We start from the raw sequence: 23,123 nt of genomic DNA, 5'->3' as shown, positions 1-23,123 counted from the left end.
CCCTCATTTTCCCGCTGCGGGATTCAGGGCTCCAAAGTGAATATCTCCGGCAGCTGGCGGTATTGCTCGGCGTAGTCCAACCCATAGCCGACGAGAAATCCTTCCTCCACCCTGAATCCATAGTAATCGATCGGAACCTCCTGGGTACGGCGTTCCAGTTTGTCGATCAGAACGCAGATCTTGAGTTCTTGCGGATTCTGATGCCTCAGGGTCTCGATCAGGAGCGAAATGGTCTGCCCGGTGTCGACGATGTCTTCGACCAGAAGGACCCTGCGCCCTTCGAGCGGGATCTCCGGCTCCTTGGTCAACCGGATGCAGCCGCTGCTGTCCATGGACATGCCGTAGCTGGCGGCGCGGACGAAATCGATTTCACACGGCAGATCCAGTGCGCGCACCAGGTCGGCGAAGAAAAAAACGGACCCGTTCAAGACCCCGATCAAGATGGGCTTATCCTGGCCGTAGTCCCGGGCGATCTCGCGGGCCAGCTCCGCCACTCGCTGAGCAATGGCGTCCCTGGAGATAAAAAGGGTTTTTTTCACGTTTTTCTCCTGTGTGGTCCGACCCGGTGTTGAGGGCTGTTCAAGCTCGGCCGGGATGAGAATGTCACCGGCCAAAAGGATAGTGCGCTCTCAAAAATCTGTCAATGGCCCCTGCGGCTGGTTTCCGGGGATCCCGAGTGCCGCTTCCATGGTTTCGAGGAGGTTGTCGAGGACTTCCAGATGCTGCTGCGTAACGATGGCCCGCTCTGTGCTCAACTCCTGCAGGGTCGCTTCGGTCCGTTCGATCTGCGAGAGAAGGGATGGGGTCCGCTGCTTGCCGGGGTCCTCTTCAGTGTCGTTGTCGAGGAGGTTTCGGGTGCGGTCTTCGAATGTCTTGCAGAGCACGAACCATCTATCGGCCAACCGTGCCAGAGGTTTTTCGTGTTTGAAGGCCCTTTTCCTGATCTGATCGATCTGGAGCCAGGAGATCAGGCCGACCAGTTCATCCATGTGCTCGGCGCAGTCTTCCATGGCCCGCTTCGCTGCAGCCGATTTGCCCGGACTGCCGCACCCGGCGTCCGACCGGCTGGATTCCATCGCAGCACCTCCCGAGTGAGTTTCAGGGATAGACTTACTTTGTTATGTTGTCGTTCAGGCATCCCCGACCGGGAGGAAAGGCAGACGATCCTTCTTGCGATAAGCGAGCGCCTGGCAGGAGGCGATGAGACGGTCCTTTTCATCCCGCACATGGATGTCGTAGGTCCCGGTCTTGGCGGAGCGGTGGACTTCGCGGGATTCCGCCGTGAGGGTCGCCCCCGCCTCGGGTGGCCGGTGGTAGACCACGCTGACGGAAAGGGCTACGGCGACGGTCCCGTGGCTGTTGCAGGAAATCTGGAAGGCCTCGTCCATCAGGGAGAAGATCGCGCCCCCGTGCACCATCCCGAAAATATTCTCGTTGGTCGTATCGGGCTTCATTTCGACCTTGGCATATCCTTCCTCGACGTCGACGAGGCGGAGGCCGAGTTTATCTGCATAGCCTTCTTCCCGGACCCGGGCGAACATGGCGGAACGGATCGATTCACGCAGGGCCATTCATGATTCTCCTTTCTGCTGCAATTCGTGCGAACGGGTTCGCGTCGCGTCGGGCCGATCCGGCGGTCCATCTCCGCCGGAAAGGGAATCCTGGTCGGCGGCGGGGAAGAAGACGCGGAAGGTGGTGCCGCCGGACGAGAGGCAGTCTTCCCGTTGGCGGCAGAAGGTGCAGGCTTCGATATCCCCCGGGCAGACATCCGTGTTGAGCGGAATGAAGCGGCAGCGGGTGGAGTTCATATCGATCCTGAAGTGATACCGTTCGGAAAAGATCTTCATCCGCAGCAGGTCGGCCCCTTTTCCGCCGGCATTGAATTCATAGGGGTGTTTGGATGAGTAGGCCATCGTTTCCTGGGTCGAGAAAAACCCCTCGAAGATCCGCCGCTGATTTTCTTCGGTGATCCCGACGCCGAAGTCCTGAACGACCAATTCGGCCCCTTTGCCCCGCTGGTGCAAACGCAGCTCGATGCGTCCGTGGTCAGGGGTGTTCTCGACGGCGTTCTTGACGAGACCCGTCACCACCTTTTCGAGGACGTCCATCGGGATCTCGATGGCGGGCGCCGGGGTGAAATAGCGCTGGATATCCAGGCTGCGATGCGAAAAGCGCGGTTCGATCTCATCGAGGATGCGGGGAATGACCTCATGAGGCAGGATACGTTCCACGGGACGTTCTTCGGGGACGAAGAGATCATCGATCCGCTTTCTGATGGCCTCCACGAGCGGACCCTCACCCACCCTTTCGGCTGCCAGGGCTTCCAGGAGGTCGGTGCAGGACTCGAGCAGAATCGTTGCCACCTGGTGAATCTGGTAATTGGAGTCCCTGATGATGTCATCCAGCTGATACTGCATTTCGAGGATGCGGTTCAGATTGCGCTCCGCCCGCCCCATGGTGGGTTTCCATGCCTCCGGGGGCACCTGGGCCAGACGCTTTTCGAGGATTGTGAGAGATGCCGCAAGAACCGACAAAGGTGTACGCAGTTCGTGCGAGAGGTGATTGATGACCTTGTCCTTGGCGCGGTTGAGAGCGGTGACCTCCTTGTAAGCCTCCTTCAACTCCTCTGCGAAGCGGGCGTTCTCGATCGAAAGGGCTACCGTGCCGGCAATCATGTTCAGGAGTTCGATGTCCGTCTGGTCGAAGTCTCCGCTTTTTTTGTTGATGGCGCAAAGGACGCCGATGATCCGGTCCTTCTCGCGCAAGGGGACATCCAGGAGGCTGCGGGTGTTGAACCCCGCCTGGCGGTCGACCATGGTGTAAAACTTCGGATCGCTGTAGGCATCCTTTACGATAATCGGCTGCCCGGTCCGGAGGACCTCCGCTGAGACACCCTTGTCGGCCGGATATCGGATTTCTTTGATCTTCCGCTCGGTGGCCGAATCGTCATGGGCCCCGGACTTGAAGAAGAGCTCGTTTTTTTCATGGTCCAGGAGAATCACCAGCGCGCCTTCCGAGTCGACCATGTTCTTGATCTCATTGCTGACATAATCGAGCAGGTCTTCCAATTCGGGATACTGGGGCAGCGCCATGCCGATGCGGAGGAGGGCCTCGGTGTTTCTCGCCAGCCGTTTCTCGTGGGTGACATCCCGCAGGATCATCAGCTCCATGGACGTGCCGTTCGCTTCGTCTGTGAGTACGGTGTCGCGTATGACGACATCCAGCAAACGTCCGTCCTTCGTCAAACGCTTGGTTTCATACCGTTTGAGCCCCTTCTCCTGGAACAGCCTCCGGACGCTTTCTCCGGTCTCGCCTCCCGGCTCCGCAGGGTAGAAGGGGATTTCCTTTCCCTTGAGCTCATCGAGCGTCCAGCCGAAAACCTCGGTGAAAGACGGGTTCAAATACCCCACGCATCCTTCCTGATTGAAGACCACGATGGGATAGGGGGCGAACTCGAGAAGGGTGCGGTAGCGCCGTTCAGACTTTTTCAAGGCCTCGCGGGCGCGGTATCTCTCGCTGATATCGCGGACGATGCCCCGAAAACCGGTTTTTTCACTGGCCTTGTTGACCACGAGGTTGGCGGAAAGTTCGATGATCCGGGTGGATCCATCCTTCCGGCGGATTTCCCAGATCATGTCATTGATGCCCTCGCCGGTCCGATAGATCTTGTTGAAGGTATCAAACCCCTTGCGGGCGTAATCTTCATCCATGAAGATGGAAAAGCTTCTGTAGAGGATTTCTTCGGGGGGGTAGCCGAAAATCCTGGCAAGCGAGTTGTTGAAATAGGTGAAATGTCCCAGAATGTCGATTTCGTAAACGCCTTCCCCGATGTTCTCGACAAAGGCCTGGTATCTTTCACTGGACAGGGGCTCAGGGGATGCAGGGGCCGTGCCGGCCTGGGAGGCCGCTTCGGACTCGGAGAGCTTCTTTTTCTTCACGTTTCCGGAGGCGGAGGGTTTTTCGGGTGCTTTTTTTCTCATAGGTGCTCAGGTGTCTCGATGCAGAGGAGAAAACTGAAAAAACAAACCAGATGATTCTAAACAAAAAATCCCTGCCTTGTCATTACAAATCGTATGCCGGACGGGCGCGGTGAGGCCGCCCGGCACGCCAAGCTGAGGTTCTTGACTTGGGTGGGTTCTCAGCATACACTCACAGTTCTTTCGGCGTCTGTAAAAATACCTCAGGCGGCCCGAACGTCGGAGAATTCAGGAGACAATGCATTGCGAAAACAGGTTAAAATTCCCAAGGCCACCATCACACGGCTCTCGCTCTATTACCGGCAGTTGGAGCTTCTGGAATTCGATGGTTACAGAATGGTCTCGTCGGATAAGCTGGCGTGGCTGTGCCAGGTGAATCCCGCTCAAGTTCGTAAGGATCTCGGGTATTTTGGTGAGTTCGGGGTGAGAGGGGTCGGCTATGACGTCATCGACCTGCAGACCCACATCAAGAAGATTCTGGCTGTCAACCGAGACTGGAAGATCGCCGTGGCCGGCGTCGGAAACCTCGGTTCGGCTCTTCTTCAGCAGGAAAGCCTCGCGGCGAGGGGTTTTGTATGTGTTGCGGCCTTCGACAGCGATCCTGAAAAGATCGGACAGCTTACGCCGAGCGGGATTCAGATCCAGGACATCAAAGAGCTCGAAACGACTGTCAAGGAACGTCGGATCGAGATCGGCGTGATCTCCACACCGGCTTCGGCGGCGCAGATGGTGGCTGACGAGTTTCTGGAGGCTGAGGTGCACGCGCTGCTGAATTTTTCTCCGACGCGCATTGTGGTCCCTGAATGCTGTCTTGTTGAAAACATTGATTTTACGGTTAAACTGGATGTTCTGACGTACAAGCTCCATCACAGGCTCGATCCGTAGAGCCGGTGGGGGTGAAAAAGCTGGCTGCATTCTTTGATGAAACAAGGAGGTTTGGTTTATGCGCAGGGTTTGGATGGTGTTTATGCTTTTGCTCTTTATGGGAATTGGCGTCGCTTCCGCCGGGGCACAGGAGATCAAAAGGCCCAAGGCGCTGGTTCCGGAGCGGGAATTCGACTTCAAGGGTGTAGACGAGGGCTCGGTTCTGGAGCATGCTTTCGTGATCCGGAACGAAGGCGAGGCGCACTTGAACATTCTGGATGTGAAGACCGGCTGAGGCTGCTCTGTGGCCAGCTACGACAAGGCCGTTCCCCCGGGCGGGGAAGGAAAAGTGGTTCTCAAGATCAATACCAGGGGATATCAGGGTGCGTTCAGCAAGGTTGCGCGTGTGCAGACGGATGATCCCGCCAACGAGCAGATTCAGCTGACCATGAAGGCCGACGTGAAGGTCCCCATTCACCTCTCCAGCAGTTTTGTCTATCTGATGGTCGATAAGGATGAAACCGCGACCCGGGAGCTCGAGATCCGGGCCGAGTTGGACAAGCCTCTTACGCTCGAACCCGTCTTTTTCGATCTGGATAAGATCGTTCAGTACAAGATGGAAGAAGTCGAAAAGGGGAAGCAATTCAAACTGACCTTCAGCACCACACCCGAGACCCCGGCAAGCTTCAACGGTGTTTTGAAATTGAAGACGAATTACCCCGAAAGGCCGGAGATCCCCATTCGCATCAGAGGGCGTGTCGCCGGCCGTCAGCCGGCCGTGGTGGCTCCCCCTGTGAAGATTTCCAAACGCTTTGTCTTGCTTCAGGGTGAGGCGGGCAACGAAATCTCGGAGAGCGTCGATATCGAGGCCGCGCCCGACAAACCGCTCACGCTGACGCCGGCGAACTTCAGCCTTGAAGGAAAGGTCGCCTACCGAATCGAGGAGTTGGAGAAGGGCAAAAAATTCCGGTTGCATTTTACGGCTTCCGGCGAGGCACAGGAGCGATTCGGCGGATTTCTCCTCCTCAAGACAAACTATGCTGAAATGCCTCAGATCGTCATTCAGATCAGGGGGATGACGGCATCCAAGACCGAGGGGCTTCCCCCTGAGGGGCGGCAGGGTCCTCCCAAACAGTTGCAGGGCAAAGAGTGATGTCCGAAGGGGAGGAGATAGTAGAAGTCTTCACGGATGGGGCCTGCAGGGGCAACCCCGGCCCCGGAGGCTACGGCGCCGTTCTCAGATATCGAGGAGTGACCCGGGAGATCTCCGGCTGCGAAAAGATGACGACCAACAATCGAATGGAGATGCGGGCCGTCATCGAGGCGCTGCAGGCTCTCGATCGACCTTGCCGGGTGCGGGTGGTGACCGATTCGAATTATGTGAAACGGGGCATGACGGAGTGGCTGCCCGGCTGGGTCCGCAGAGACTGGGTGAACAGCCTGAAGCAGCCGGTCAAGAACCGGGACCTTTGGGAAGAGCTGCTGGCCTTGAGCCGGAAGCACCAGATAGAATGGAGATGGGTCAGAGGGCATCATGGCCATCCGGAAAACGAGCGGTGCGATGCCCTGGCCCGGTCAGCCATCGATCAGTGCACGGGCAAGGCTTAGCCCCCGGATGGAAAAACCCGGCTGAAGCGGATCAGCCGTAAATTTCAGCTTGACCTGCCTCACACGCAAACCTATAATGGCTCTCACTGTCGCGCCGAGATAGCTCAGTCGGTAGAGCAGGGGACTGAAAATCCCCGTGTCCACAGTTCGATTCTGTGTCTCGGCACCAGCGAAAACAAGGGGTTACGGTGATGAACCGTAGCCCCTTTTTCGTGGAAACCATAATGAGTCAAATTCCCAGGCAATACACCATAAAGAGCAGGCTTAGAGGACATGACGGGGTCTGATACCGACCCCCACTCATCAAACACGAATCGTCCAACTGGAAAAGCGGATGTTTGAAGGGATCGGTTTCGTCTGGTGGAATTCAGACGAAGCCAACCCCCCGTCCTGGCGATTCGCGGGATCGTCATGGCAGTTTCTTGGACCAACATTTCCTAAAAATGCTCTCGTGTCTGGAGACCTCCTCATTTACCCAACTTTTGGGGACCCTTTGGGGCGCCGAGCACGCGGATCCAATCCCGGCCACGGATCATCGTCACATCGTTGACATCCTTGATCACTCCTTCCAAAAGCAGAGGAATCGTTTCCCCCGCGTGAGCATCGATTTCGAGATATTCTGCCAGCGCCTTCGCGTCGAACTTCAACGTCAGGTCGAGGATTCTATCCTTGGTCATCGAATGGCATTCCCTCGAGGGGCCGATGAAAGGTGTAGCCACGTCTTCGTAAGCCCAGCGCAGCGGAAAGATCCCGCTCCCGACCGGTGTCACGCTCGCCGGGTCGATAGCGGTCACGTCGAAATTCCAGGTTCCAAGGATCGCCACGGGCACGACGCCTCCCTGTCGCGGCCGAAGCGAGTTGGGGCATGACCCTGGCTTCACGTCGACGAACACCGGGATCTCCTGCTCCAAGGATTCCCCCGGAGCATCCTCCCAGGGTGAGCCCTCGAACCGCACGCTCAGGCAGAGGAGTTCCGAATCAGCAGCGATGCTTCCTTCAGGGAAGAACAGCCGCACGCAATTCACGCCGGTAAACGGCTCGTCAAGCATAATCGGCACGGGAGTGGGCAGTTTCGGCGGCGGCACTAACTGGCTGTAGTCAGGAACGGTTGCCATGCTGGACTGCTGGCTCTCCCCAAAGAATTCCACTGTGTAACCCAGCGGCAGGGCGCCGGGGCTCCAAGTCAACTCGATGCCGCAAATCGGCAGGGGGTGCGGGCCCATCAGATCGATGATGACTTCTCCGACGAAGTCCTTCGGAAAGGTCATCGCGTTCTTGGACTGGCCGTCGGGAAGTGGGTAAGATTTTTCACCCCACTTGACCACCGGCCCTCCAACCTGCCTGAGGTCCTTGGCGTAGTCCACCAGATCTTCCATAAACAGGGCGTACTGGTTCCAGGCCTCGTCCTCCACCTGGACCTGTATGGTGGCCACCGCGTAAAGGATTTCCGGGTGCGCTACTTCGTGGAGCCGGTCAGGGTCGTAGACGGGTTGGCCGTGTTCATCGAGATCGATGCCAAAGCCGTAGATTCGCCGATAGACGTCGTCGGCGGTGTTCCATGTATCATCGCGGCCCTTGTAATGGCCGAGGTTCTGAGATCCGTTCGGCGTGTAGGTATACAGGTCGGGGATTTTCGTATCGGGCGTGGCGACGACCGCTTGTCCGCCCGCTGTGTGCACGTTCCCCTCCAGCAGGGAAACCGCCACCCGGATGACGTTCCCGTAAGCATTGCGGTGGACCCACATTTCGTCGATGATCGCGCTGTGGGAGTATTTCAGCCCGGCAAACGCGGGCGGAATGCCGTCATCGTAATCCGCAAACGCAATGTACGATCCGGGCAATGGGGCGTTGACCCCCGGTTCGAATTCGGAGTAGTCGAGCGCACTGGATGAAATCCAGATGCCCCGCCCGCCATGGCCGCTCTCCACTAATCTCTCTTCCGCCATGTACCATGCTCGCAGGTCAGCCACGTTGTCGATCAGCCAATCCGGGTGATAATCGGTGCGAAAGCCGTAGAGGTAGGGCAGCGATGTCTCGCGGTGCCAATACGAAACCACTTCAGAGCACCAATTCTGACGAGGATGAAAGGAAACCACAGGGTTGTACGCCATCAACTCCGCCAAGAAGAGAGCACCGGCTTCCAAGTTTTGCCCCAGTGTAAATTGGTAGTATGGTTTCCCGGCATGGCTGAAGTTCACGTCTGGATCCGTGGGCTTGGGGTCCCAGTCGCAACCGAACGTGGGCGGGCAATTGCAGGATTCCAAAACCCCGACGGTGTCATAGGCGACTTCCTGGATGAACAGCGTGCCGGGATAGGATGGCCCGCCCGCATCCCACGGCCCGTTGTTGTTGAAGCATCCACAGTCCGGGGCATCCGGTTGGTCGCAATCGGCATGCAGCGTTGATGCGAAGCCGGCAAGGCCGGCCAAGGCGATCAACGCGAGCAGGATTTTTCGAATTCTCGATTGCATGATTGTTCGCCTCCGCCCTTGGTGATCTTTACGAAGTCACCCTCGGTAGCTCGGCTGTCTTTAAGCTTCAACGGTTCAGGAAGCAGAAAAAAAGAGTACAGCTAGAAAAAGCTAACCAGAGCCGTGGCTTTCCGTCCCCATCTTTCAATGGGTTTGGTTTTCAAAAAGTTAGGATGCTTTGATGCCTCCCTAAGCGCGAAGCCAGAGGGAGGCGGGGTGCAGGCAGTTTAAGGGATGGCGGAATCATAGACACCTCCGAAATAGAGGTGAAAGAACAAAAGAAAAACGAATTCTAACATGAAAAATTTCGTCGGAAATGTCAACGAAAAAGTGTGGCATATGCCCTCTGTGTCAATATGGCTGAGACACGCCCCCCTTGAAAATTTAGTGTAGTTATCATTCGGAAAACGTAATTTTTCGATAAAACCTAAAAAGCACATTTTGATCAATTTTTGGATAATTTAGAGAAAGGTTTTGCGATGTAAATAATATTTGGATCAGTGTTCTTTGTGTTTTAAACAAAAACAATCTATCATAACATCTTTATTTAAATTTGCATGGCAAGAAACACTAGACCTGCAATCTTCCGGCGAGAGTAAAAAAGCTGCATCGAAAAAATCGATGTATGAAAGGAGGACCGCATGTCAAGCCCTGATGCCCCGAATGATCAGCACCACTCTCAAGCAGGCAATCACGATAAACATGAAAACCACAAAAAGCCCAGCGAAGATGGGGCACACGCTGAACATCAAAAACATGACGGCGGGGGAGGTGACCACCACGCGCACATGGTAGCCGATTTCAAGCGGCGTTTCTATATTTCCCTGGCTGTTTCGATCCCCATCCTCCTTCTCTCCCCGATGATTCAAACTTTCCTCGGTATCCGGACCGCATTGAGGTTTCCGGGCGATCTTTATCTTCTCTGGGCACTGTCATCGGGGGTCTTCTTTTACGGTGGATGGCCTTTCCTGAAGGGCCTCTTCAATGAACTGGAGAAGAGACAACCAGGGATGATGACCCTCATCGCCATAGCTATCACCACGGCTTACCTCTACAGCAGCGTCGTGGTATTCGGATTGAGCGGAAAGGTCTTTTTCTGGGAACTGGCGACACTGATCGATATCATGCTCCTGGGCCACTGGATCGAGATGAAATCGGTAATGGGGGCATCCCGCGCCCTGGAAGAACTCGCCAAACTTATGCCCTCCGACGCACACAAGATGATGCCCGATGGTGGTACGGAAGACATCCCCATTGCCGAGTTAAAGGAGGGAGACAAAGTCCTCATCAAACCGGGGGAGAAAATACCCGTGGACGGCGAAGTGGTGGATGGGGAAAGTTCAGTCAATGAGGCTATGCTCACCGGCGAATCCAAGCCGGTCGAAAAGCGTGTTGGCGCCAAGCTTATAGGTGGCGCTATCAACGGAGAAGGCGCCCTGACCGCCGAGGTTCAGAAAACCGGCAAGGATTCGTTCCTCTCGCAAATGATTGGTCTCGTCGAGGAGGCTCAGAAAAGCAAGTCTCGGAGCCAGGACCTTGCGAACCGGGCGGCATTGTGGTTGACGATCATCGCCCTCTCCTGCGGGGTGCTCACCCTATTCCTGTGGCTCGTGATCATCAACAGGGATTTTGCCTTCTCCCTGGAGCGGACGGTCACCGTCATGGTCATCACCTGCCCCCACGCCCTGGGCCTTGCCGTACCATTGGTTGTGGCGGTGTCCACGGCCTTGTCCGCCAAGAACGGGTTGTTGATCAGGGATCGCGCATCCTTCGAGCGTGGGAGGAACATTCAAGCCATCATCTTCGACAAGACCGGGACGTTGACAAAAGGTGAGTTCGGTGTGACGGACACTTTGGTGTTTTCAGGCGATTTGACTGAGGAGCAATTGCTCGCCTATGCCGCTTCGATCGAAACCCATTCGGAACACCCCATTGCCAGGGGCATTGCCGCTTCGACCGAAAACCCGCCTCAGGTGGAGGATTTCAAGTCCATCCCGGGGAAAGGAGCGCAGGGAAAGGTTGAGGGAAAGAACGTCAAGATCGTTAGCCCTGGTTACCTGAAAGAAAACGGCATTTCGGCAGCTGACGAACGTATAGAAAAATTCAATTCACAAGGCAAAACCGTCGTCTTCGTGATGGTGGACGATGAACTGAAAGGCGCTATTGCACTTGCCGACATGATCAGGGATGAATCGAAGGAGGCCGTTTCCAAATTGAAGGGTATGGGGATCAGATGCATGATGCTTACAGGCGACAACAAGGCGGTTGCCAAATGGGTTTCTGAAGAAGTGGGGCTGGACGAATACTTTGCAGAAGTCCTTCCCAAGGAAAAGGCAGAGAAAGTCAAGGAGGTGCAATCCAGAGGGTTGATTACGGCCATGACCGGCGACGGCGTCAACGACGCCCCGGCTCTTGCGCAGGCGGACGTGGGCATTGCCATCGGGGCAGGAACCGACGTAGCGGTCCAGACCGCGGACATTATTCTGGTCCGCAGCAACCCCCTCGATGCAGTGGCCATCCTGGTCCTGTCACGAGCCACCTTTCGAAAGATGGTCCAAAATCTGGTTTGGGCAACCGGCTACAATGCTTTTGCCATTCCCCTCGCAGCAGGCGTTCTTCATGGCTATGGGGTTCTTCTTTCACCAGCCATGGGGGCGGTGCTCATGTCACTCAGCACGGTCATTGTAGCCATTAACGCGCGGTTCCTCAGAATATCGAAGTGACATCGAGCAGGACACGCCTCGATAAGAGCGATTCAAGAAGGGCTAAGGGATTCCTCTTGGAGCCAGAATGGCCGGCACGATTTTGCAACCCCCCTCCTGAGCCTGCTCGCGTCCGCGGTGCCGTTGCGTGCTCAGGCGGGGAAATCCATTCTTGACCGCATTGCGCGTAGCCGCCGATTATGTTATAAATTACATATATATACGATTACGTCTACACGCTTGGCCGCTTTTCGCCACCCGAACATCCTCATAAATCCTTGTGTGCCTAGCAAACTATCAACTTTCAGGAGGCAACAAACATGCTATCGCTTCACACCTCGAAGATCATTCTGTTAACCGCAGCGACCCTGGCCTTCGGCTTTTGGGGGATCGGCCTCACCACCGCAGCGGAAGATCAGACCACGAAAGGCGAACAGAACGCTACCGTTGCGCCTCAGACCGGCCGGCACATGCAGCAGACCTCCGCCGAATCCGACGCTGCCCACCGGCACGGGATGGGCATGCAGGATGGGTACCCTGACGAGGGCTGCCCCAAAGCAAAGGCGATGAAAAACCGAGATGGACGCGGCGGGGAAATGATGGCCCGCACGAAAAGCGGCGAAGGCGAAGGGCAAGGCGCGGGCCGGATGGCCGGCAAGGGCGGCATGGCCGCTCGCAGAATGATGGGCACAGGAATGATGCGCGGCATGATGTCCCACATGATGGGCGGCCCGGGCGGCATGGACGAAATGATGACGCTTTCGGGTTGTAGACGGATGGCGGGCCCGTGTCTCATGGACGCTGGCGCGCGCATGATCGCCGACCTCGAAGAACTCGATCTGACAGCCGAGCAATGGAGCCGTGTTCGGATACTTGCACAGGAGAAGCTCGACCGGATGGCGGATCTCTGGGCCCGTCACATGAAGCTCAGGATCGAGCTGGCCGGCATTCAATGGGGAGGGAACCTGGACGCGGAGCAGGTCAAGGATGCTTTCGTGAAGGAGGCCGAGGCCCGGGCGGAGATGTATCTGGCCGGCATCGAGTACATCCGCGGCTTGAAGGAAATTCTCACCCCCGAGCAACTCGAGAGGATGGAAGATCAGGGTTCGGAAGTATCCGGGAACCATCTGAAAAAACCGTAGCATGCTGTCGAAACATTCCCCCGCTCAAGGGTTTCCAACATGCGAAGATCCCCCGAAAATTGCAAGAGTGACGATGCCTGCGCGCGAGCAGGGCCAAAGGGGCGGGGAATAAGCCAAACGCTGCAGATGGGCGTTCTTTGATGGCCTGCCGTCCTTGTTTAGGCGCGGGTCACACCATTCGCCGAAACGGGCAGGTGACACACCGCGGATTTATCCAAGCCACCGGGGCAGGCATGTTCGTGGCCGGTCTCCAATGCGTCCTGCCTCTGCCGGCCTGAGCCTCCAACCAATTCCGCGGCTTCAACTCGAAGCCGGCTTCAGTTTTTCGCATACCCTGCTTCGGATTTTATGCGTTTTTAGAGATAAAACCATTCTTTAGAGAACAAGGAGGTACCTATGCAATTCCGCAGATCTTCATTACGGGGTTCCCTGGGAGCCATCCCGGCGTTCTTCATCTCCCGGGAGGCCTTTGCCCAAGGGAGAGGTTACAGCGACTGGCACATGGGGCCGGGGATGATGGACGGCTGGGGCATGGGATGGTTCGGAGGCATTTTTATGATCGCATTATGGGTTCTCATCCTTGTCGGATTGATCTTTCTCATCCGGTGGCTGGTGCACAAAACCCGGAGTGAGTCCCGCCCTGCATCGGAGGATGGCCCTTCCCGCGCTTTGGACATTCTAAAGGAACGCTATGCTCGAGGGGAGATCGACAGGCAGGAGTTCGAAGAGAAGAAAACGCACATCCAGTCATGACCACCGAATGAATAATGAGAGAGGAGACGCGTGGCCATTACAAGGCGGACGTTCCTGAAGACCGCTGGAGTTGGGGCGACAGCCGCTTCCATCCTGTCCGCATGGACCATGAAGCATTCCTGCGCTGCATCAAAGGCGAAGGAGCGGGGATTTCGACTTTCCGCCTCCAGGGTGAGAATTAGTCTCGGGACCCGGCCTGATGATATCTGGGCGTGGACCTGCGATGGAAAGGTTCCCGGGTCAAAAATACGCGTCAGAGAAGAAGATGATGATCCAGATCGTGCTGAAAAACTCTCTCGCCGAAAAATCCACTACTCAATGGCACGGCGTGCCAGTCCCTGACAGCGTGTTGAAAGATCCGCCTTTGACAGGCTGCGGGAAAATGCTCAGATGCTAGGTCTACGAAATCTCGAGAAATGCGGAGATTTCTTCAGGGTGGTGAACCCGCGGCTAACCCCTGGCGAATGGATCCAAAAGGACACCGTTCTCGTAAACCCGAAGAGCCAGGTGGAAATCGGTTTCATGGCAGATAATCCCGGGCACTGGTTTCAGCACTGCCACAACCTCTAACACTTGATGGCGGGGATGGCCAACGTCGTGATGGTGAATGCCCGGAAAGACTCAAATCTATCGCCAGGGAGGTGAAGACCCGATGGCCTTCCGGCACAAGAACCTCAAGATTTTCACCATCGTTTTCCTCATTCTGGCGATCTCCGCCCTCCATTATTTCACGGCGCCCGAGCGGATGGTCCGCCACACGGCCTACCGGATGCTCTTTTATCTTCCCCTCATCCTGGGAAGTTTCTGGTTTGGCTTGCGGGGAGCGGTGCTGGTCTCGGCGGCCGCCACCCTGTTCTACCTGCCCTACGGCATCTACCGGTGGCGAAGTTTTTCCTATGATTTCAACCTCCTCTTCGAAGGCGCCCTGTATGTCTTCATCGCCTTGGTGCTGGGGTACCTGGCCGAGCGGGAGAGGAAGGCGCAGGCCGCGCGACTCGAGGCTGAAAAGCTCGCGGCTATAGGGCGGGCGGTGGCCGAAATCGCCCACGATATGAAGTCTCCCCTGATGGCCATCGGGGGGTTCGTGAGCCAGGTATCCAGGCGGCTGCAAGCAGATGAAAAGAGCCGTAAGAAGCTCGAACTCGCGGTGAGCGAAACAGCCCGGCTGGAAGCCATGGTCAAAGACATGCTGGACTTTGGGCGCCCGCTCGAACTCGACAGGAAACCCGAAAGCGTCAACGGCCTGGCGGAGGAATGCGCCGCGGCCCTCGTACCTGTAGCTCAGGCGGGGGGCGTAGTCCTGGAAACAGACCTCGACCCCAAGATCGCACCCCAGCTTCTCGACAGAAACAGAATGAAACAGGTCCTCGTCAACCTGCTCACGAATGCCATTCAGGCATCGCCCTCCGGGCAGTCGGTCCAGATCCGAACCCGCGTGGAAAAAGGGGAAACGGTGCTCGAGGTTTCCGATTGCGGCTGCGGCATCACGGAAGAGGAGCGCGCCAGGATATTCGAACCTTTCTATTCCACCAAGAAGGGCGGCACCGGTTTGGGGCTTTCCATCGTCAAAAAAATCGTGGAGGCCCATGGAGGAACGATTTCCCTAAGTTCAAATCCCGAAGGAGGCGTCACGTTCTCTGTCCGGCTGCCGACCGCTCAATAATTTCCAATCCTCATTTCCGGATTGGAAACTGGCTTGTATCGGGACATCATTTCCGGATGGATCTAGATAAAGGGAACGGCTCAAGCGTGGGTGTATCCTGTAAGCAGCATGTTTTCCTGCTTCTTCATGGCATCGCCAGTGTTTGTTGGTCGATTTCCTCACCGAGGAGAAGGCGGATTTCCCGCGAACATCAACGTCTTCTCGGGTTTGTTTCCCGGCACCGCCCCTGGGTGCAGGCGCCTGTGGCTGCTTTTATCTCTTGCAGCGATCGGGCTCCTGCCTCCATCGCCTGGAGGATCGCTCCCTTGCTTAAACTGGAGCAATAGCAGACCGTTTCCGTGTCGGGTGCATTGCGGATATCTTCGGTAAAGGGGGCTTTGTCGGCCATGGTGTTTTACTCCCGTGCTTTAGCTCTTCAAAAAAGCCACTAGGGGGGAGATGGTGTTTCAGGCGCATCTCGGGTTTTCCTGGGATGAGTCTGGCCAGCATGCCAGGCAGCCGTTGGCGGCCACCATGACAGGGCGTCTCCGATTGACTGAATAAAACCGGATAGTTGTCGCCGATTAAGGGCGTATGGAACATGCTGCAGAACCAGTCTTGGCTGGCTTCGATGGCCGGCTGATTCAAGTCATGCCCGGATTTCCAGTCACACTCCCGGTTCGGAGAAAGGCTTGACCGCCAGGATGTAGGCTGAAAAGACGACCTTCTCAGCCCCCTCCGCAACATTCCAGCCACGGATGATCTCTTGGCTCTGCTCTTTTTCGTGGATCCTGATATCCTTGAAACCCACGTTCCAAAGGATTTTTTCCACCTCCCCGGGTGAAATGGCCCCGGCCACTCACCCGGTGTAGGCGGCGGGGTTGTCCCGAAGGGAGTCCGGGATCTCCCCGGAGCGGAGCACGTCGGAAATCACTATGCGCCCTCCGGGCTTCAGCACCCGGTGGATCTCGCTGAAAACCTTTCCCTTATCCGGAGAGAGATTGATGACGCAGTTGGAGATGACCACGTCAACGGTGTTGTCTTCGACCGGAAGGGCCTCGATCTTTCCGAGGCGGAAATCGACGTTCCGAACCCCCAGTTTCTCGGCGTTTTCTTTGGCTTTCTGAACCATTTCCGCGGTCATGTCCAGGCCGATCACGTGTCCTGAGTGACCCACCTGCCTGGAGGCCAGAAAGGCATCGAAGCCCGCGCCGCTCCCGAGATCAACCACCGCCTCCCCCGCCATCAACCCCGCCATGCCGATGGGGTTGCCGCAGCCGAGCCCCAAGTTGGCTGTCCCGGGCGCAAGCAGAAGATCCTCCTCCCGGTAATCCAGAAACTTCCCCCTCGCTTGAATCTCTGTCATGGTCGGCGTGTTGCCGCAGCAGGCGGAGCCTCCCAGCCCCTCTTTGCCTTCCGCAACCGCACCATATTTTTCCCTTACGAGATCACGGATTTCATCATCTTTGCATTTCGGCATGAAAAATCCTCCATGATGCCTGCTATCTGGAGACCCACTTCTTGACGTCGTCCTTGGAAGGGACCTTGCCCACACTTTTCACCTCGCCGTCGACCACCACCGCTGGCGTAAGGAAAACGCCGTAGCCCGCTATTTTCATGGTATCAGTGACCTTCTCCACGGTGGCGTCCAAGCCGGTTTCGGCGACCACCTTCTTGACGACCTTTTCTGTCTGCTGGCATTTGGGGCAGCCAGGACCCAGCACTTTGATGTCCATATCTTCTTTCTCTTTTCTGTATTCCTTCGATGTTTCGAAAGCCGGCACGTTTCTGCCGGTGTCGAACTGACGCGAACAAATCTCCAACGGCTGCTCTGGAGGGATCACGCAAACCACGCACCATAGATCATCCCGGCGAAGGTGGACATCACCACGATGATCGCACAGAAGACGGCTGTCTTCTTGACCCCCATCACGCTTCCGATCACGAGCATGTTGGGAAGGGAAAGCGCCGGTCCGGCCAGCAACAGGGGTAGAGCCGGCCCCTGGCCCATCCCGGCCCCGAGGAGGCCCTGCAGGATGGGGACCTCGGTGAGCGTGGCAAAGTACATCAACGCTCCGGCCACCGAGGCGATCAGGTTGGCCCCGAGGGAGTTCCCGCCCAGCAGCGACTGGATCCACTGCTCGGGAATCAGGGCGGCATGGCCGGGACGGCCCAGCATGAAGCCGGCCACGAGAACTCCCCTGCAAGGAGGGGAAAGATCTATTTCATGAAGCCCCAGGTGGCTTCCAGCCAGCACTTGTACTCCTCTTTGGTGAACCAGGCCTTGAGCATGAGCCCCAGTAAAATCAGCAGCCCGATGGTGATGTGCCACTTGGCGGCGAAAACAGTGGGCCAGATCCCGGTCGAGCCGGGATCCGGCTTGGCGAAAGCGGCGAAGACCAGGATCAGCACCATGGTCCCAATGTACAGGGTGTCCTGAAAAAGAGTCCGTTCATTTCCTTCGGCCTCTGGCACGTAGATCTGGCCGGTGGTGCGCGCGGCGTCATCCTTTTTTAAGATGATGGCCATCAGCAGGCCTGTCACCACCGCGAAAATCACGGCTCCCACGGCCCGGGCCAGGCCGAGTTGCCAGCCGAGGATTTTCGCGGTCAGGGTAATGGCGAGCACGTTGATGGCCGGTCCGAAGTAGAGAAACGCCGTCGCAGGCCCGATCCCCGCGCCCCGCGTGTAGATGCCGGCAAACAGCGGCAGGACCGTGCAGGAGCACACCGCCAGGATGGTTCCCGAGACGGAGGCCACCGAGTAGGAGAGGATTTTGCTTGCCTGTGCGCCGAAGTATTTGAGCACGGAGGCCTGCGAGACCAACACCGTGATGGCGCCGGCAATGAAGAAAGCGGGGATCAGGCAGGTCAGCACGTGTTCGCGGGCGTATTCCTGCAGCTTCATGAAGGCCTCGAGTCCGGATTGTCGAATCGTGGGATGGGCCCAGGGCACATAGTAGGCCGCCAGGAAGATCGCGGCGATCAGCAGGAGTTTAGTACGTTCCTTCATTCTCAACTCCTTTTCAGCGTGTTGAACCAGGAAGAGGCGTCACGGCGGCGGCGCTGACGGGCCGTTGGCCGTGTCATGATACGTTATTACTGGGGGTATCAAATGTTTCCATTACCGGTGGGGGACCTTTCGCCGAAAGTTACTAGCCATAACATGGTAGAAATGGAAAGGAACGATGCTCCCCGTAATAACGCAAAAAAAATCAGTTTCCACAGATGTCCTCCCGGCGGATGCGGGGTAGGCGGGCGACCAACTCCGAGACATCGGCTTCGTCCTCCATCCAGTCGCAGACCTGCTTGAGCAGGATGGCCGCATACGGATTTGAAGGGGTTTTCTCCAGTTCATAATTGACCCACAGCCCGTCTTTCGTGTAGTTGATCAGACCTGTATCCTCGAGGATTTTAAGATGCTTGCTCGTGGTGGATTGGGCAAGTCCCAGTGCCGCCTGGATTTCACAGACGCACAGCACGCGCCGCTGCAGGATCTTGATGATTTTCACCCGGTTCGGAAAGGGCCTTGACGACTCTGATGAAATCCTTCATTGCATCGCCATATCGCTATTTATAGATATATTCTTTCCTCAGAGCGCTGTCAAACAAAAAAATCCGTGCGTCGATTCTTGTGCGATCTGGACGGTCTTAGCAGCGTGTTGAAAAAACCCCTTCAATAGCCTGCTAGCCTGAATTCGGCGCATGATCGGTCTTCCCGGATGGCCGATCGTTGGTTTGGCACCCAGGTCCATCTTTTCAGCTGCATCCCTCAGTCTTCATGATGCGCTCGAAAAGGATGGGAGTCGTGCTCTTTAAGGATTGAAGGCATGCTGATTGGTGACGGGAATGACCACGGATATTGACAGAAGCCAGCGAGTGCTATATTCATAAATGCGTATACAGAAATCTTCCAATGATCCTTGCGCAGCGCTTGGAGAGGAGGCTTTCGACTCTGAGTACAGGTCTAGGAGCTTGTGAAGGTGGCGAGGAGGAGTGGCAATGGAGCACAGTGATGGATGAGAACAACATTTTTCAGATCAGGGTGAAGGGGCAACCTGTGGGCACCATCGGCTTGGAGGCGGCCCTCGTGGAAATGCGCGGGCAATTCGTAACGGGTCGGAGGAGGAAATCAGGGCCGCACTCATGCAGAGGCTGGGCAGGAAGAATTATATTCCTGCCAAGGCCCGGGGGGATTATGCGCAGGCGTTTTTCCGCGAATACAGAAAGTATTGCGGCTTGCCTCATGAAGACGAGCCCGGTGGCCAAGAACTGGACATAGCGGTCCTGGCCCTGGCTGCGCCCAGTGCGATCAAATGGAGAGGGAAGTCATGGCTGTACTGACAGAATTCGATCTTTCCGCCAGTCTTCGGCATGTCAGAGATATCAAGGAGATTGGGAGCTATGGCGTCATGGGCATGCCGGCCCTTGTCATCAACGGGCGTGTTGTTGCAGTAGGCGCGGCGCTCCCGCGAGTGAAGCTGCGGGCGCTCATTGAGAAGGCCGAACGTGAATGATCAGGGAATGACCCATGACGCCCGGTGCCCTGAACAAGCCGGGGAGGCAGGATCGGGACACCTTGTGACGGGGATTCCAGAGGGAAAATCGCATCCGCTTGAGCGGGATGGATCAAAGGGGGTTATGAACATGAACGGGATTCACGCCAAGGTCGGTCTGGTCGTGTTTTTCGCAGTGGCGGTTCTGATGGGTTCCAGCGCCCGGTTCCACGCTTCTGCATCTTCCTCCAAGAAGGTGCCGGTGGAGGGCATGGTGACCATGGTGGATCTCGGAGCCGATAAGTGCATACCATGCAAGATGATGGCGCCCATTCTGAAACGTGTGGAAGAAGCCTACCGGGGAAGGGCCGCAATTGTTTTCCTCGATGTCTGGAAGGATCAGGCACCTGCCAAACGCTTCGGCATCCGGGCCATCCCGACCCAGATCTTTTTTGACGAGGACGGAAAAGAAGTTTACCGGCACACGGGCTTTATGGCCGAGGCGGATATCGTCGCTCAGCTGAAGAAGATGGGCGTACATTAAATGGGCGGAGAACTCCGCGCGCGGGGAAACGCAGATGTTCGAGGAGATCTTTCTCACCATTAACCAATGGATGAGCGGAGGCGTGCTCATTGGCGGGCTCGGGTGTTTTCTGTGGGGCATGGTCAGCGTTCTTTTCAGCCCGTGTCACCTGGCTTCCATACCCTTGATCATCGCCTATGTCGGCGGTCAGCGGCGGGTGCTGCAGCCGAGGGATGGCGTGTACTTCTCCGGAAGCTTCAGCGTGGGGCTGTTCACCAGTATCGCACTGGTGGGCGTGCTGTGCGCCTGGCTCGGCCGGATGCTCGGAGACATTGGGAATTACTGGCAGATCCTGGTGGGGCTCGTCCTGGTCTGGGTAGCACTCGGCATGCTGGGAGTGGAACGGTGCACGTTTTCAGGGCGATGGCTCCAGCGGCTCAACTTTTCGGGCTTGGGAGGGGCATTTGGCTTAGGGTTAGCTTACGGCGTTTTGTCCGGGTCGTGTACTTTCGGGTTCATTGCGCCGATCCTGGCGATTATCACGGTCCAGGAGGCCATCAGCACAGGCGTCTTTTTCATTTTCCTCTTTGCACTCGGGCATTGCCTTCCGATCCTGGTGGCGGGAAGTTCGACGGCCGCTGCCAGAAGGTTGATTGAAAGTAGTGTTCGGCAAGGGGCAGGGATATGGTTTCGGAGGGGTGCCGGCGTTTTGATCGGGTGTTTGGGGGTTTATTTCATAGGAAGTCCGTTTATCGTGCTCTGAGAGAACAAATTTGGCCCGCGATAGGGCGCGGCTGAGGGATGACGATCTTACGATCAAACGAGAGGAGGGGTTTGGATGGCTGGAGAGCGATTGTTGGCGGAATGGTTCCCGGAATTTGCGGATGCGCTGGACAAGATCGATGCGCTTTACAAGGAGAAGCGCCTTATAGACGAAAAGACCTACCAGTTCATTTGTTTTGCTCTGGCAATCAAGGCCAGATCAAAGCCGTGTTTGTTGAAGCATTTTATGGGGGCGCTTGAGGCAGGGGCAACGGTCCAGGAATTGGCCTACATCATGGCGTTGACTTTTAGGGAAGCTGCCGGCGGGGATGACTGCTGGACCCATGATGCTTTGGGCGACTGGCGTCAGCTGCTCGCCGAGGACATCAAGAGTTCTTCCTGTTGCGCTAAATAACGGGTCTCCGAGTGAGAGGTTTAACAGGGCCTTTCAAATGCGGATACCAACACGCTGCTAGGGGAGAGGGCAGGGGATCCGTTTGAGAAGCACAGAGCAGTCGCGCCCTCTGGTTTTCACGAATGGCCGGTGGCGTGTGCTTTGCCCGGCCACTAAATCTCCATCTCCTTCAGCCGGCCGGGGAAGTTCTCATTGGCGCGAAGGATCCACTCGAGCGCATCGGGTGTATAGTCCTCGACCAGGAAGTCCCCATCGAGATCCTCGTGGGCGAGCACCAGGCCGTGCTTCTCGCAGACTGTGGCGATCTCGGTGAGGAATGCGTCGATCTCGGGGATTCTCACGTTTTCAGCGGCGTGGGTGCAGCTGTGAGGTAAACCCCAAGTATGCGATGGACTTAAGCCCCATTAGCTGCATCAGACGTCGAACCCGCTTCCTGTTGACCCCATGCCCAAACTGTAGGAGATGATCCCCGATTTTACGGGTTCCGAAAAACGGGTGCCGGAGATATTCTTCTTCAATCAACCGCATCAGCTTGAGATTCTCCTCGCTCTCACCCCTTGGGCCGCGATAGTAGCTGGATCGGTGCAGTTTCAACAGACCGCACTGCAGGCGGATGCTCAAGTCCGGATGATCCTGTTCAACCATAGACCGCTTAGCCGCAACCGTCAGTCCAGGTGACCGACTTTTTTTTCAAAAAATCCACTTCGACGTGAAGGCGTCCGACCTGCCGATACGCCCGGTCCAATTCAGCCGCCTGGGCGGCTGTATCTGCGTCCTGACCACGATCAAAAAGCTGCGAGGCACTTTCCAACAGCTGCTTTTTCCACTGCCCGATCTGGTTCGGATGGACATCAAATTCTTTCGCCAGCTCGTGAATCGGCTGTTGCCCCTTGATCGCCTCCAGCGCCACCTTGGCCTTGAATTGCTAGGTGAATCTCCGTCGCTTCGCCATCGTTGCCCCCTTTCTGGGCCTCAGACAGGACTTTCAGAGTTTGAAGTTGAAGGAAGTTCCAATATCCTGTAATTAAAAGACAATTGAGTCTCGGAGTTGTAGAAACTAACCGTCAGCTATTGTTCATATCCAAAGGCGGCCAGCACTTTGGCCTGGATCTCATTGGGTTCCTCAATCTGGACAGATGGTGCTTTTCTGCCCTGATGCCAAGTGAGAACACAGTTGAGGGCTGTCATCTTTTCCATGATGGTCTTGGCGCTCTCTGGTCCGCCCAGCTTGAGTTCAAGCAGGCGAAGGGAGGAAAGCGCGATGACGCAGGTGAGGAGGTGGCAGTGTATTTTGCTGTCGGTTGTCGTCTTTCACAATAATCTGACGTTTTTTTTCTGATTATCCTGGACGATTGGTGGTGATTTTCGGGGTAATCTGGCCAGAGGGATTTTGGATGATGGCCTTGGCCTTGGCGATGGTTCTATTGATATAGGCATTTTTTCTCCGTTCGCCCTGGTGATGATCCCAGGAGGTCCGTTGCTCGATGAGGAGGGAGCGGATGGCGTGTTCGGAGTACCCGCGTCTGAGGAGGGCGAGGACGTAGGCGAAGTCGGTTTCGGATTCGGTAGCGCGCAGATATCTGGAGCGAGATGGAGGGGAAGAAAGGCACACCGCCCCCCCTGGGGGTGGAGGGGGAAAGGGTTGAGGGGAAGACGGAGTCATTGCCTGGAAGAGATGCTGGGGGATGATGGCCGAGGAGTTGTAGTCGACCCAGATGAGGCGAGAGAGTGGATATTGCCCGTCGGGGGTCCGATGGCAGGGTTTGCGG

Annotated in this window: 26 protein-coding genes, 1 tRNA gene, 3 pseudogenes and 1 riboswitch; of the genes and pseudogenes, 14 read left to right on the top strand and 16 right to left on the bottom strand. The window is 56.5% G+C overall.

Annotated features, from left to right (window positions below; translation table 11 throughout):
- Positions 1–23 precede the first annotated feature (23 nt).
- The 4 genes from hpt to H567_RS25785 all read right to left on the bottom strand — a co-directional run bounded on the left by hpt (position 24) and on the right by H567_RS25785 (position 3,980).
- Positions 24–539, bottom strand: a complete 516-nt coding sequence (gene hpt / locus H567_RS0117620; protein WP_028322392.1) for a hypoxanthine phosphoribosyltransferase — start codon at positions 537–539, stop codon at positions 24–26.
- A 90-nt stretch (positions 540–629) separates the two neighbouring features.
- Positions 630–1,076, bottom strand: coding sequence for a hypothetical protein (locus tag H567_RS0117615; RefSeq protein ID WP_028322391.1), 447 nt, complete (start codon positions 1,074–1,076; stop codon positions 630–632).
- Between the two features lie 54 nt (positions 1,077–1,130).
- A complete protein-coding gene (locus tag H567_RS0117610) occupies positions 1,131–1,571 on the bottom strand; it encodes a PaaI family thioesterase (RefSeq protein WP_208598418.1) in 441 nt (146 codons plus the stop codon).
- Positions 1,572–3,980 carry a PAS domain S-box protein gene (locus H567_RS25785; protein ID WP_051185077.1) on the bottom strand — a complete coding sequence of 803 codons (2,409 nt, stop codon included), beginning with the start codon at positions 3,978–3,980 and terminating at the stop codon, positions 1,572–1,574.
- 93 nt (positions 3,981–4,073) lie between these two features.
- Here H567_RS25785 and H567_RS0117600 point away from each other — a divergent pair, with 93 nt between their 5' ends.
- The 4 genes from H567_RS0117600 to H567_RS0117580 all read left to right on the top strand — a co-directional run bounded on the left by H567_RS0117600 (position 4,074) and on the right by H567_RS0117580 (position 6,618).
- Positions 4,074–4,862, top strand: coding sequence for a redox-sensing transcriptional repressor Rex (locus H567_RS0117600; protein ID WP_084517513.1), 789 nt, complete (start codon positions 4,074–4,076; stop codon positions 4,860–4,862).
- A 58-nt stretch (positions 4,863–4,920) separates the two neighbouring features.
- Complete coding sequence (locus tag H567_RS0117590) at positions 4,921–5,994, top strand: DUF1573 domain-containing protein (protein ID WP_279615008.1); 1,074 nt, start codon at positions 4,921–4,923, stop codon at positions 5,992–5,994.
- Complete coding sequence (gene rnhA / locus H567_RS0117585) at positions 5,994–6,449, top strand: ribonuclease HI (protein WP_028322386.1); 456 nt, start codon at positions 5,994–5,996, stop codon at positions 6,447–6,449. The genes H567_RS0117590 and rnhA overlap by 1 nt, the downstream gene beginning before the upstream one ends.
- Before the next feature lie 93 nt (positions 6,450–6,542).
- Positions 6,543–6,618 (top strand) — tRNA-Phe (locus H567_RS0117580).
- A 298-nt stretch (positions 6,619–6,916) separates the two neighbouring features.
- Here H567_RS0117580 and H567_RS0117575 read toward each other — a convergent pair.
- Positions 6,917–8,920, bottom strand: coding sequence for a hypothetical protein (locus H567_RS0117575; protein WP_028322385.1), 2,004 nt, complete (start codon positions 8,918–8,920; stop codon positions 6,917–6,919).
- Between the two features lie 41 nt (positions 8,921–8,961).
- Positions 8,962–9,088: riboswitch (cyclic di-GMP riboswitch) on the bottom strand.
- A 476-nt stretch (positions 9,089–9,564) separates the two neighbouring features.
- Positions 9,565–9,789: a hypothetical protein gene (locus tag H567_RS29975; protein WP_244155509.1), complete on the bottom strand. Its 225-nt coding sequence runs from the start codon at positions 9,787–9,789 to the stop codon at positions 9,565–9,567.
- Between H567_RS29975 and H567_RS0117565 the strand changes: the two genes are divergently transcribed.
- From H567_RS0117565 to H567_RS0117535, 6 genes are all read left to right on the top strand, one after another.
- Positions 9,709–11,643 (top strand): copper-translocating P-type ATPase, encoded by a 1,935-nt coding sequence (locus tag H567_RS0117565; protein ID WP_028322384.1) that lies wholly within the window; start codon positions 9,709–9,711, stop codon positions 11,641–11,643. The two genes, H567_RS29975 and H567_RS0117565, sit on opposite strands and share 81 nt — an antisense overlap.
- Before the next feature lie 299 nt (positions 11,644–11,942).
- Positions 11,943–12,764, top strand: coding sequence for a Spy/CpxP family protein refolding chaperone (locus H567_RS0117560; protein ID WP_028322383.1), 822 nt, complete (start codon positions 11,943–11,945; stop codon positions 12,762–12,764).
- 396 nt (positions 12,765–13,160) lie between these two features.
- Positions 13,161–13,517: an SHOCT domain-containing protein gene (locus tag H567_RS0117555; RefSeq protein WP_208598417.1), complete on the top strand. Its 357-nt coding sequence runs from the start codon at positions 13,161–13,163 to the stop codon at positions 13,515–13,517.
- 30 nt (positions 13,518–13,547) lie between these two features.
- The gene (locus tag H567_RS30155) at positions 13,548–13,859 is read left to right on the top strand and encodes a twin-arginine translocation signal domain-containing protein (protein WP_153306249.1); all 312 of its coding nucleotides are present in this window, start codon (positions 13,548–13,550) and stop codon (positions 13,857–13,859) included.
- 48 nt (positions 13,860–13,907) lie between these two features.
- On the top strand, positions 13,908–14,087 hold the full coding sequence (locus H567_RS30150; RefSeq protein WP_028322381.1) for a multicopper oxidase domain-containing protein: 180 nt from the start codon (positions 13,908–13,910) through the stop codon (positions 14,085–14,087).
- An 82-nt stretch (positions 14,088–14,169) separates the two neighbouring features.
- On the top strand, positions 14,170–15,180 hold the full coding sequence (locus H567_RS0117535) for a sensor histidine kinase (RefSeq protein WP_028322380.1): 1,011 nt from the start codon (positions 14,170–14,172) through the stop codon (positions 15,178–15,180).
- A 190-nt stretch (positions 15,181–15,370) separates the two neighbouring features.
- Here H567_RS0117535 and H567_RS30145 read toward each other — a convergent pair whose 3' ends face one another.
- From H567_RS30145 to H567_RS25765, 6 genes and pseudogenes are all read right to left on the bottom strand, one after another.
- The gene (locus H567_RS30145) at positions 15,371–15,568 is read right to left on the bottom strand and encodes a (2Fe-2S)-binding protein (RefSeq protein WP_084517509.1); all 198 of its coding nucleotides are present in this window, start codon (positions 15,566–15,568) and stop codon (positions 15,371–15,373) included.
- 258 nt (positions 15,569–15,826) lie between these two features.
- A complete protein-coding gene (locus H567_RS29655) occupies positions 15,827–15,991 on the bottom strand; it encodes a hypothetical protein (protein ID WP_244155506.1) in 165 nt (54 codons plus the stop codon).
- A gap of 27 nt (positions 15,992–16,018) precedes the next feature.
- Positions 16,019–16,639: an arsenite methyltransferase gene (arsM, locus tag H567_RS25775; protein ID WP_244155505.1), complete on the bottom strand. Its 621-nt coding sequence runs from the start codon at positions 16,637–16,639 to the stop codon at positions 16,019–16,021.
- A 22-nt stretch (positions 16,640–16,661) separates the two neighbouring features.
- Positions 16,662–16,895, bottom strand: coding sequence for a thioredoxin family protein (locus tag H567_RS0117525; protein ID WP_028322379.1), 234 nt, complete (start codon positions 16,893–16,895; stop codon positions 16,662–16,664).
- 104 nt (positions 16,896–16,999) lie between these two features.
- A pseudogene (locus H567_RS25770) lies at positions 17,000–18,171 on the bottom strand (permease).
- 202 nt (positions 18,172–18,373) lie between these two features.
- Positions 18,374–18,670, bottom strand: a complete 297-nt coding sequence (locus H567_RS25765) for an ArsR/SmtB family transcription factor (protein WP_279615005.1) — start codon at positions 18,668–18,670, stop codon at positions 18,374–18,376.
- 789 nt (positions 18,671–19,459) lie between these two features.
- Between H567_RS25765 and H567_RS25760 the strand changes: the two are divergent.
- The 4 genes and pseudogenes from H567_RS25760 to H567_RS0117490 form a co-directional block, all read left to right on the top strand.
- A pseudogene (locus H567_RS25760) lies at positions 19,460–19,675 on the top strand (thioredoxin family protein); the annotation flags it as partial.
- 130 nt (positions 19,676–19,805) lie between these two features.
- Positions 19,806–20,198: a thioredoxin family protein gene (locus tag H567_RS0117500; RefSeq protein ID WP_028322377.1), complete on the top strand. Its 393-nt coding sequence runs from the start codon at positions 19,806–19,808 to the stop codon at positions 20,196–20,198.
- A 34-nt stretch (positions 20,199–20,232) separates the two neighbouring features.
- Positions 20,233–20,940 carry a cytochrome c biogenesis CcdA family protein gene (locus tag H567_RS0117495; RefSeq protein WP_028322376.1) on the top strand — a complete coding sequence of 236 codons (708 nt, stop codon included), beginning with the start codon at positions 20,233–20,235 and terminating at the stop codon, positions 20,938–20,940.
- A gap of 75 nt (positions 20,941–21,015) precedes the next feature.
- Positions 21,016–21,354: a carboxymuconolactone decarboxylase family protein gene (locus H567_RS0117490; RefSeq protein WP_028322375.1), complete on the top strand. Its 339-nt coding sequence runs from the start codon at positions 21,016–21,018 to the stop codon at positions 21,352–21,354.
- 152 nt (positions 21,355–21,506) lie between these two features.
- On the opposite strand, the gene H567_RS0117485 is transcribed toward H567_RS0117490, so the two are convergent.
- The 4 genes and pseudogenes from H567_RS0117485 to H567_RS29395 form a co-directional block, all read right to left on the bottom strand.
- Complete coding sequence (locus H567_RS0117485; protein ID WP_028322374.1) at positions 21,507–21,695, bottom strand: hypothetical protein; 189 nt, start codon at positions 21,693–21,695, stop codon at positions 21,507–21,509.
- Between the two features lie 4 nt (positions 21,696–21,699).
- Positions 21,700–21,999, bottom strand: a complete 300-nt coding sequence (locus tag H567_RS30320; RefSeq protein WP_084517502.1) for an IS3 family transposase — start codon at positions 21,997–21,999, stop codon at positions 21,700–21,702.
- Positions 22,000–22,006: 7 nt separating this feature from the next.
- A pseudogene (locus tag H567_RS25750) lies at positions 22,007–22,267 on the bottom strand (transposase); the annotation flags it as partial.
- A gap of 426 nt (positions 22,268–22,693) precedes the next feature.
- Positions 22,694–23,123: hypothetical protein (locus H567_RS29395; protein ID WP_208598416.1), on the bottom strand; the 430-nt coding region annotated here is incomplete at its 5' end.

It is taken from the genome of Desulfatiglans anilini DSM 4660, from assembly GCF_000422285.1.
Taxonomy (GTDB): Bacteria; Desulfobacterota; DSM-4660; order Desulfatiglandales; family Desulfatiglandaceae; genus Desulfatiglans; species Desulfatiglans anilini.
This window is presented reverse-complemented; position numbering and strand designations above follow the sequence as displayed.

Bases quoted from the DNA above. Each gene is read 5' to 3' on its own strand.
- H567_RS0117615 (WP_028322391.1), bottom strand. From the start codon at position 1,076: ATGGAATCCAGCCGGTCGGACGCCGGGTGCGGCAGTCCGGGCAAATCG.
- H567_RS0117610 (WP_208598418.1), bottom strand. From the start codon at position 1,571: ATGGCCCTGCGTGAATCGATCCGTTCCGCCATGTTCGCCCGGGTCCGG.
- H567_RS25785 (WP_051185077.1), bottom strand. From the start codon at position 3,980: ATGAGAAAAAAAGCACCCGAAAAACCCTCCGCCTCCGGAAACGTGAAG.
- H567_RS0117600 (WP_084517513.1), top strand. From the start codon at position 4,074: ATGCCGGACGGGCGCGGTGAGGCCGCCCGGCACGCCAAGCTGAGGTTC.
- rnhA (WP_028322386.1), top strand. From the start codon at position 5,994: ATGTCCGAAGGGGAGGAGATAGTAGAAGTCTTCACGGATGGGGCCTGC.
- H567_RS0117575 (WP_028322385.1), bottom strand. From the start codon at position 8,920: ATGCAATCGAGAATTCGAAAAATCCTGCTCGCGTTGATCGCCTTGGCC.
- H567_RS0117565 (WP_028322384.1), top strand. From the start codon at position 9,709: ATGGTAGCCGATTTCAAGCGGCGTTTCTATATTTCCCTGGCTGTTTCG.
- H567_RS0117560 (WP_028322383.1), top strand. From the start codon at position 11,943: ATGCTATCGCTTCACACCTCGAAGATCATTCTGTTAACCGCAGCGACC.
- H567_RS0117555 (WP_208598417.1), top strand. From the start codon at position 13,161: ATGCAATTCCGCAGATCTTCATTACGGGGTTCCCTGGGAGCCATCCCG.
- H567_RS30150 (WP_028322381.1), top strand. From the start codon at position 13,908: ATGCTAGGTCTACGAAATCTCGAGAAATGCGGAGATTTCTTCAGGGTG.
- H567_RS0117535 (WP_028322380.1), top strand. From the start codon at position 14,170: ATGGCCTTCCGGCACAAGAACCTCAAGATTTTCACCATCGTTTTCCTC.
- H567_RS30145 (WP_084517509.1), bottom strand. From the start codon at position 15,568: ATGGCCGACAAAGCCCCCTTTACCGAAGATATCCGCAATGCACCCGAC.
- arsM (WP_244155505.1), bottom strand. From the start codon at position 16,639: ATGCCGAAATGCAAAGATGATGAAATCCGTGATCTCGTAAGGGAAAAA.
- H567_RS0117525 (WP_028322379.1), bottom strand. From the start codon at position 16,895: ATGGACATCAAAGTGCTGGGTCCTGGCTGCCCCAAATGCCAGCAGACA.
- H567_RS0117500 (WP_028322377.1), top strand. From the start codon at position 19,806: ATGAACGGGATTCACGCCAAGGTCGGTCTGGTCGTGTTTTTCGCAGTG.
- H567_RS0117495 (WP_028322376.1), top strand. From the start codon at position 20,233: ATGTTCGAGGAGATCTTTCTCACCATTAACCAATGGATGAGCGGAGGC.
- H567_RS0117490 (WP_028322375.1), top strand. From the start codon at position 21,016: ATGGCTGGAGAGCGATTGTTGGCGGAATGGTTCCCGGAATTTGCGGAT.
- H567_RS30320 (WP_084517502.1), bottom strand. From the start codon at position 21,999: ATGGTTGAACAGGATCATCCGGACTTGAGCATCCGCCTGCAGTGCGGT.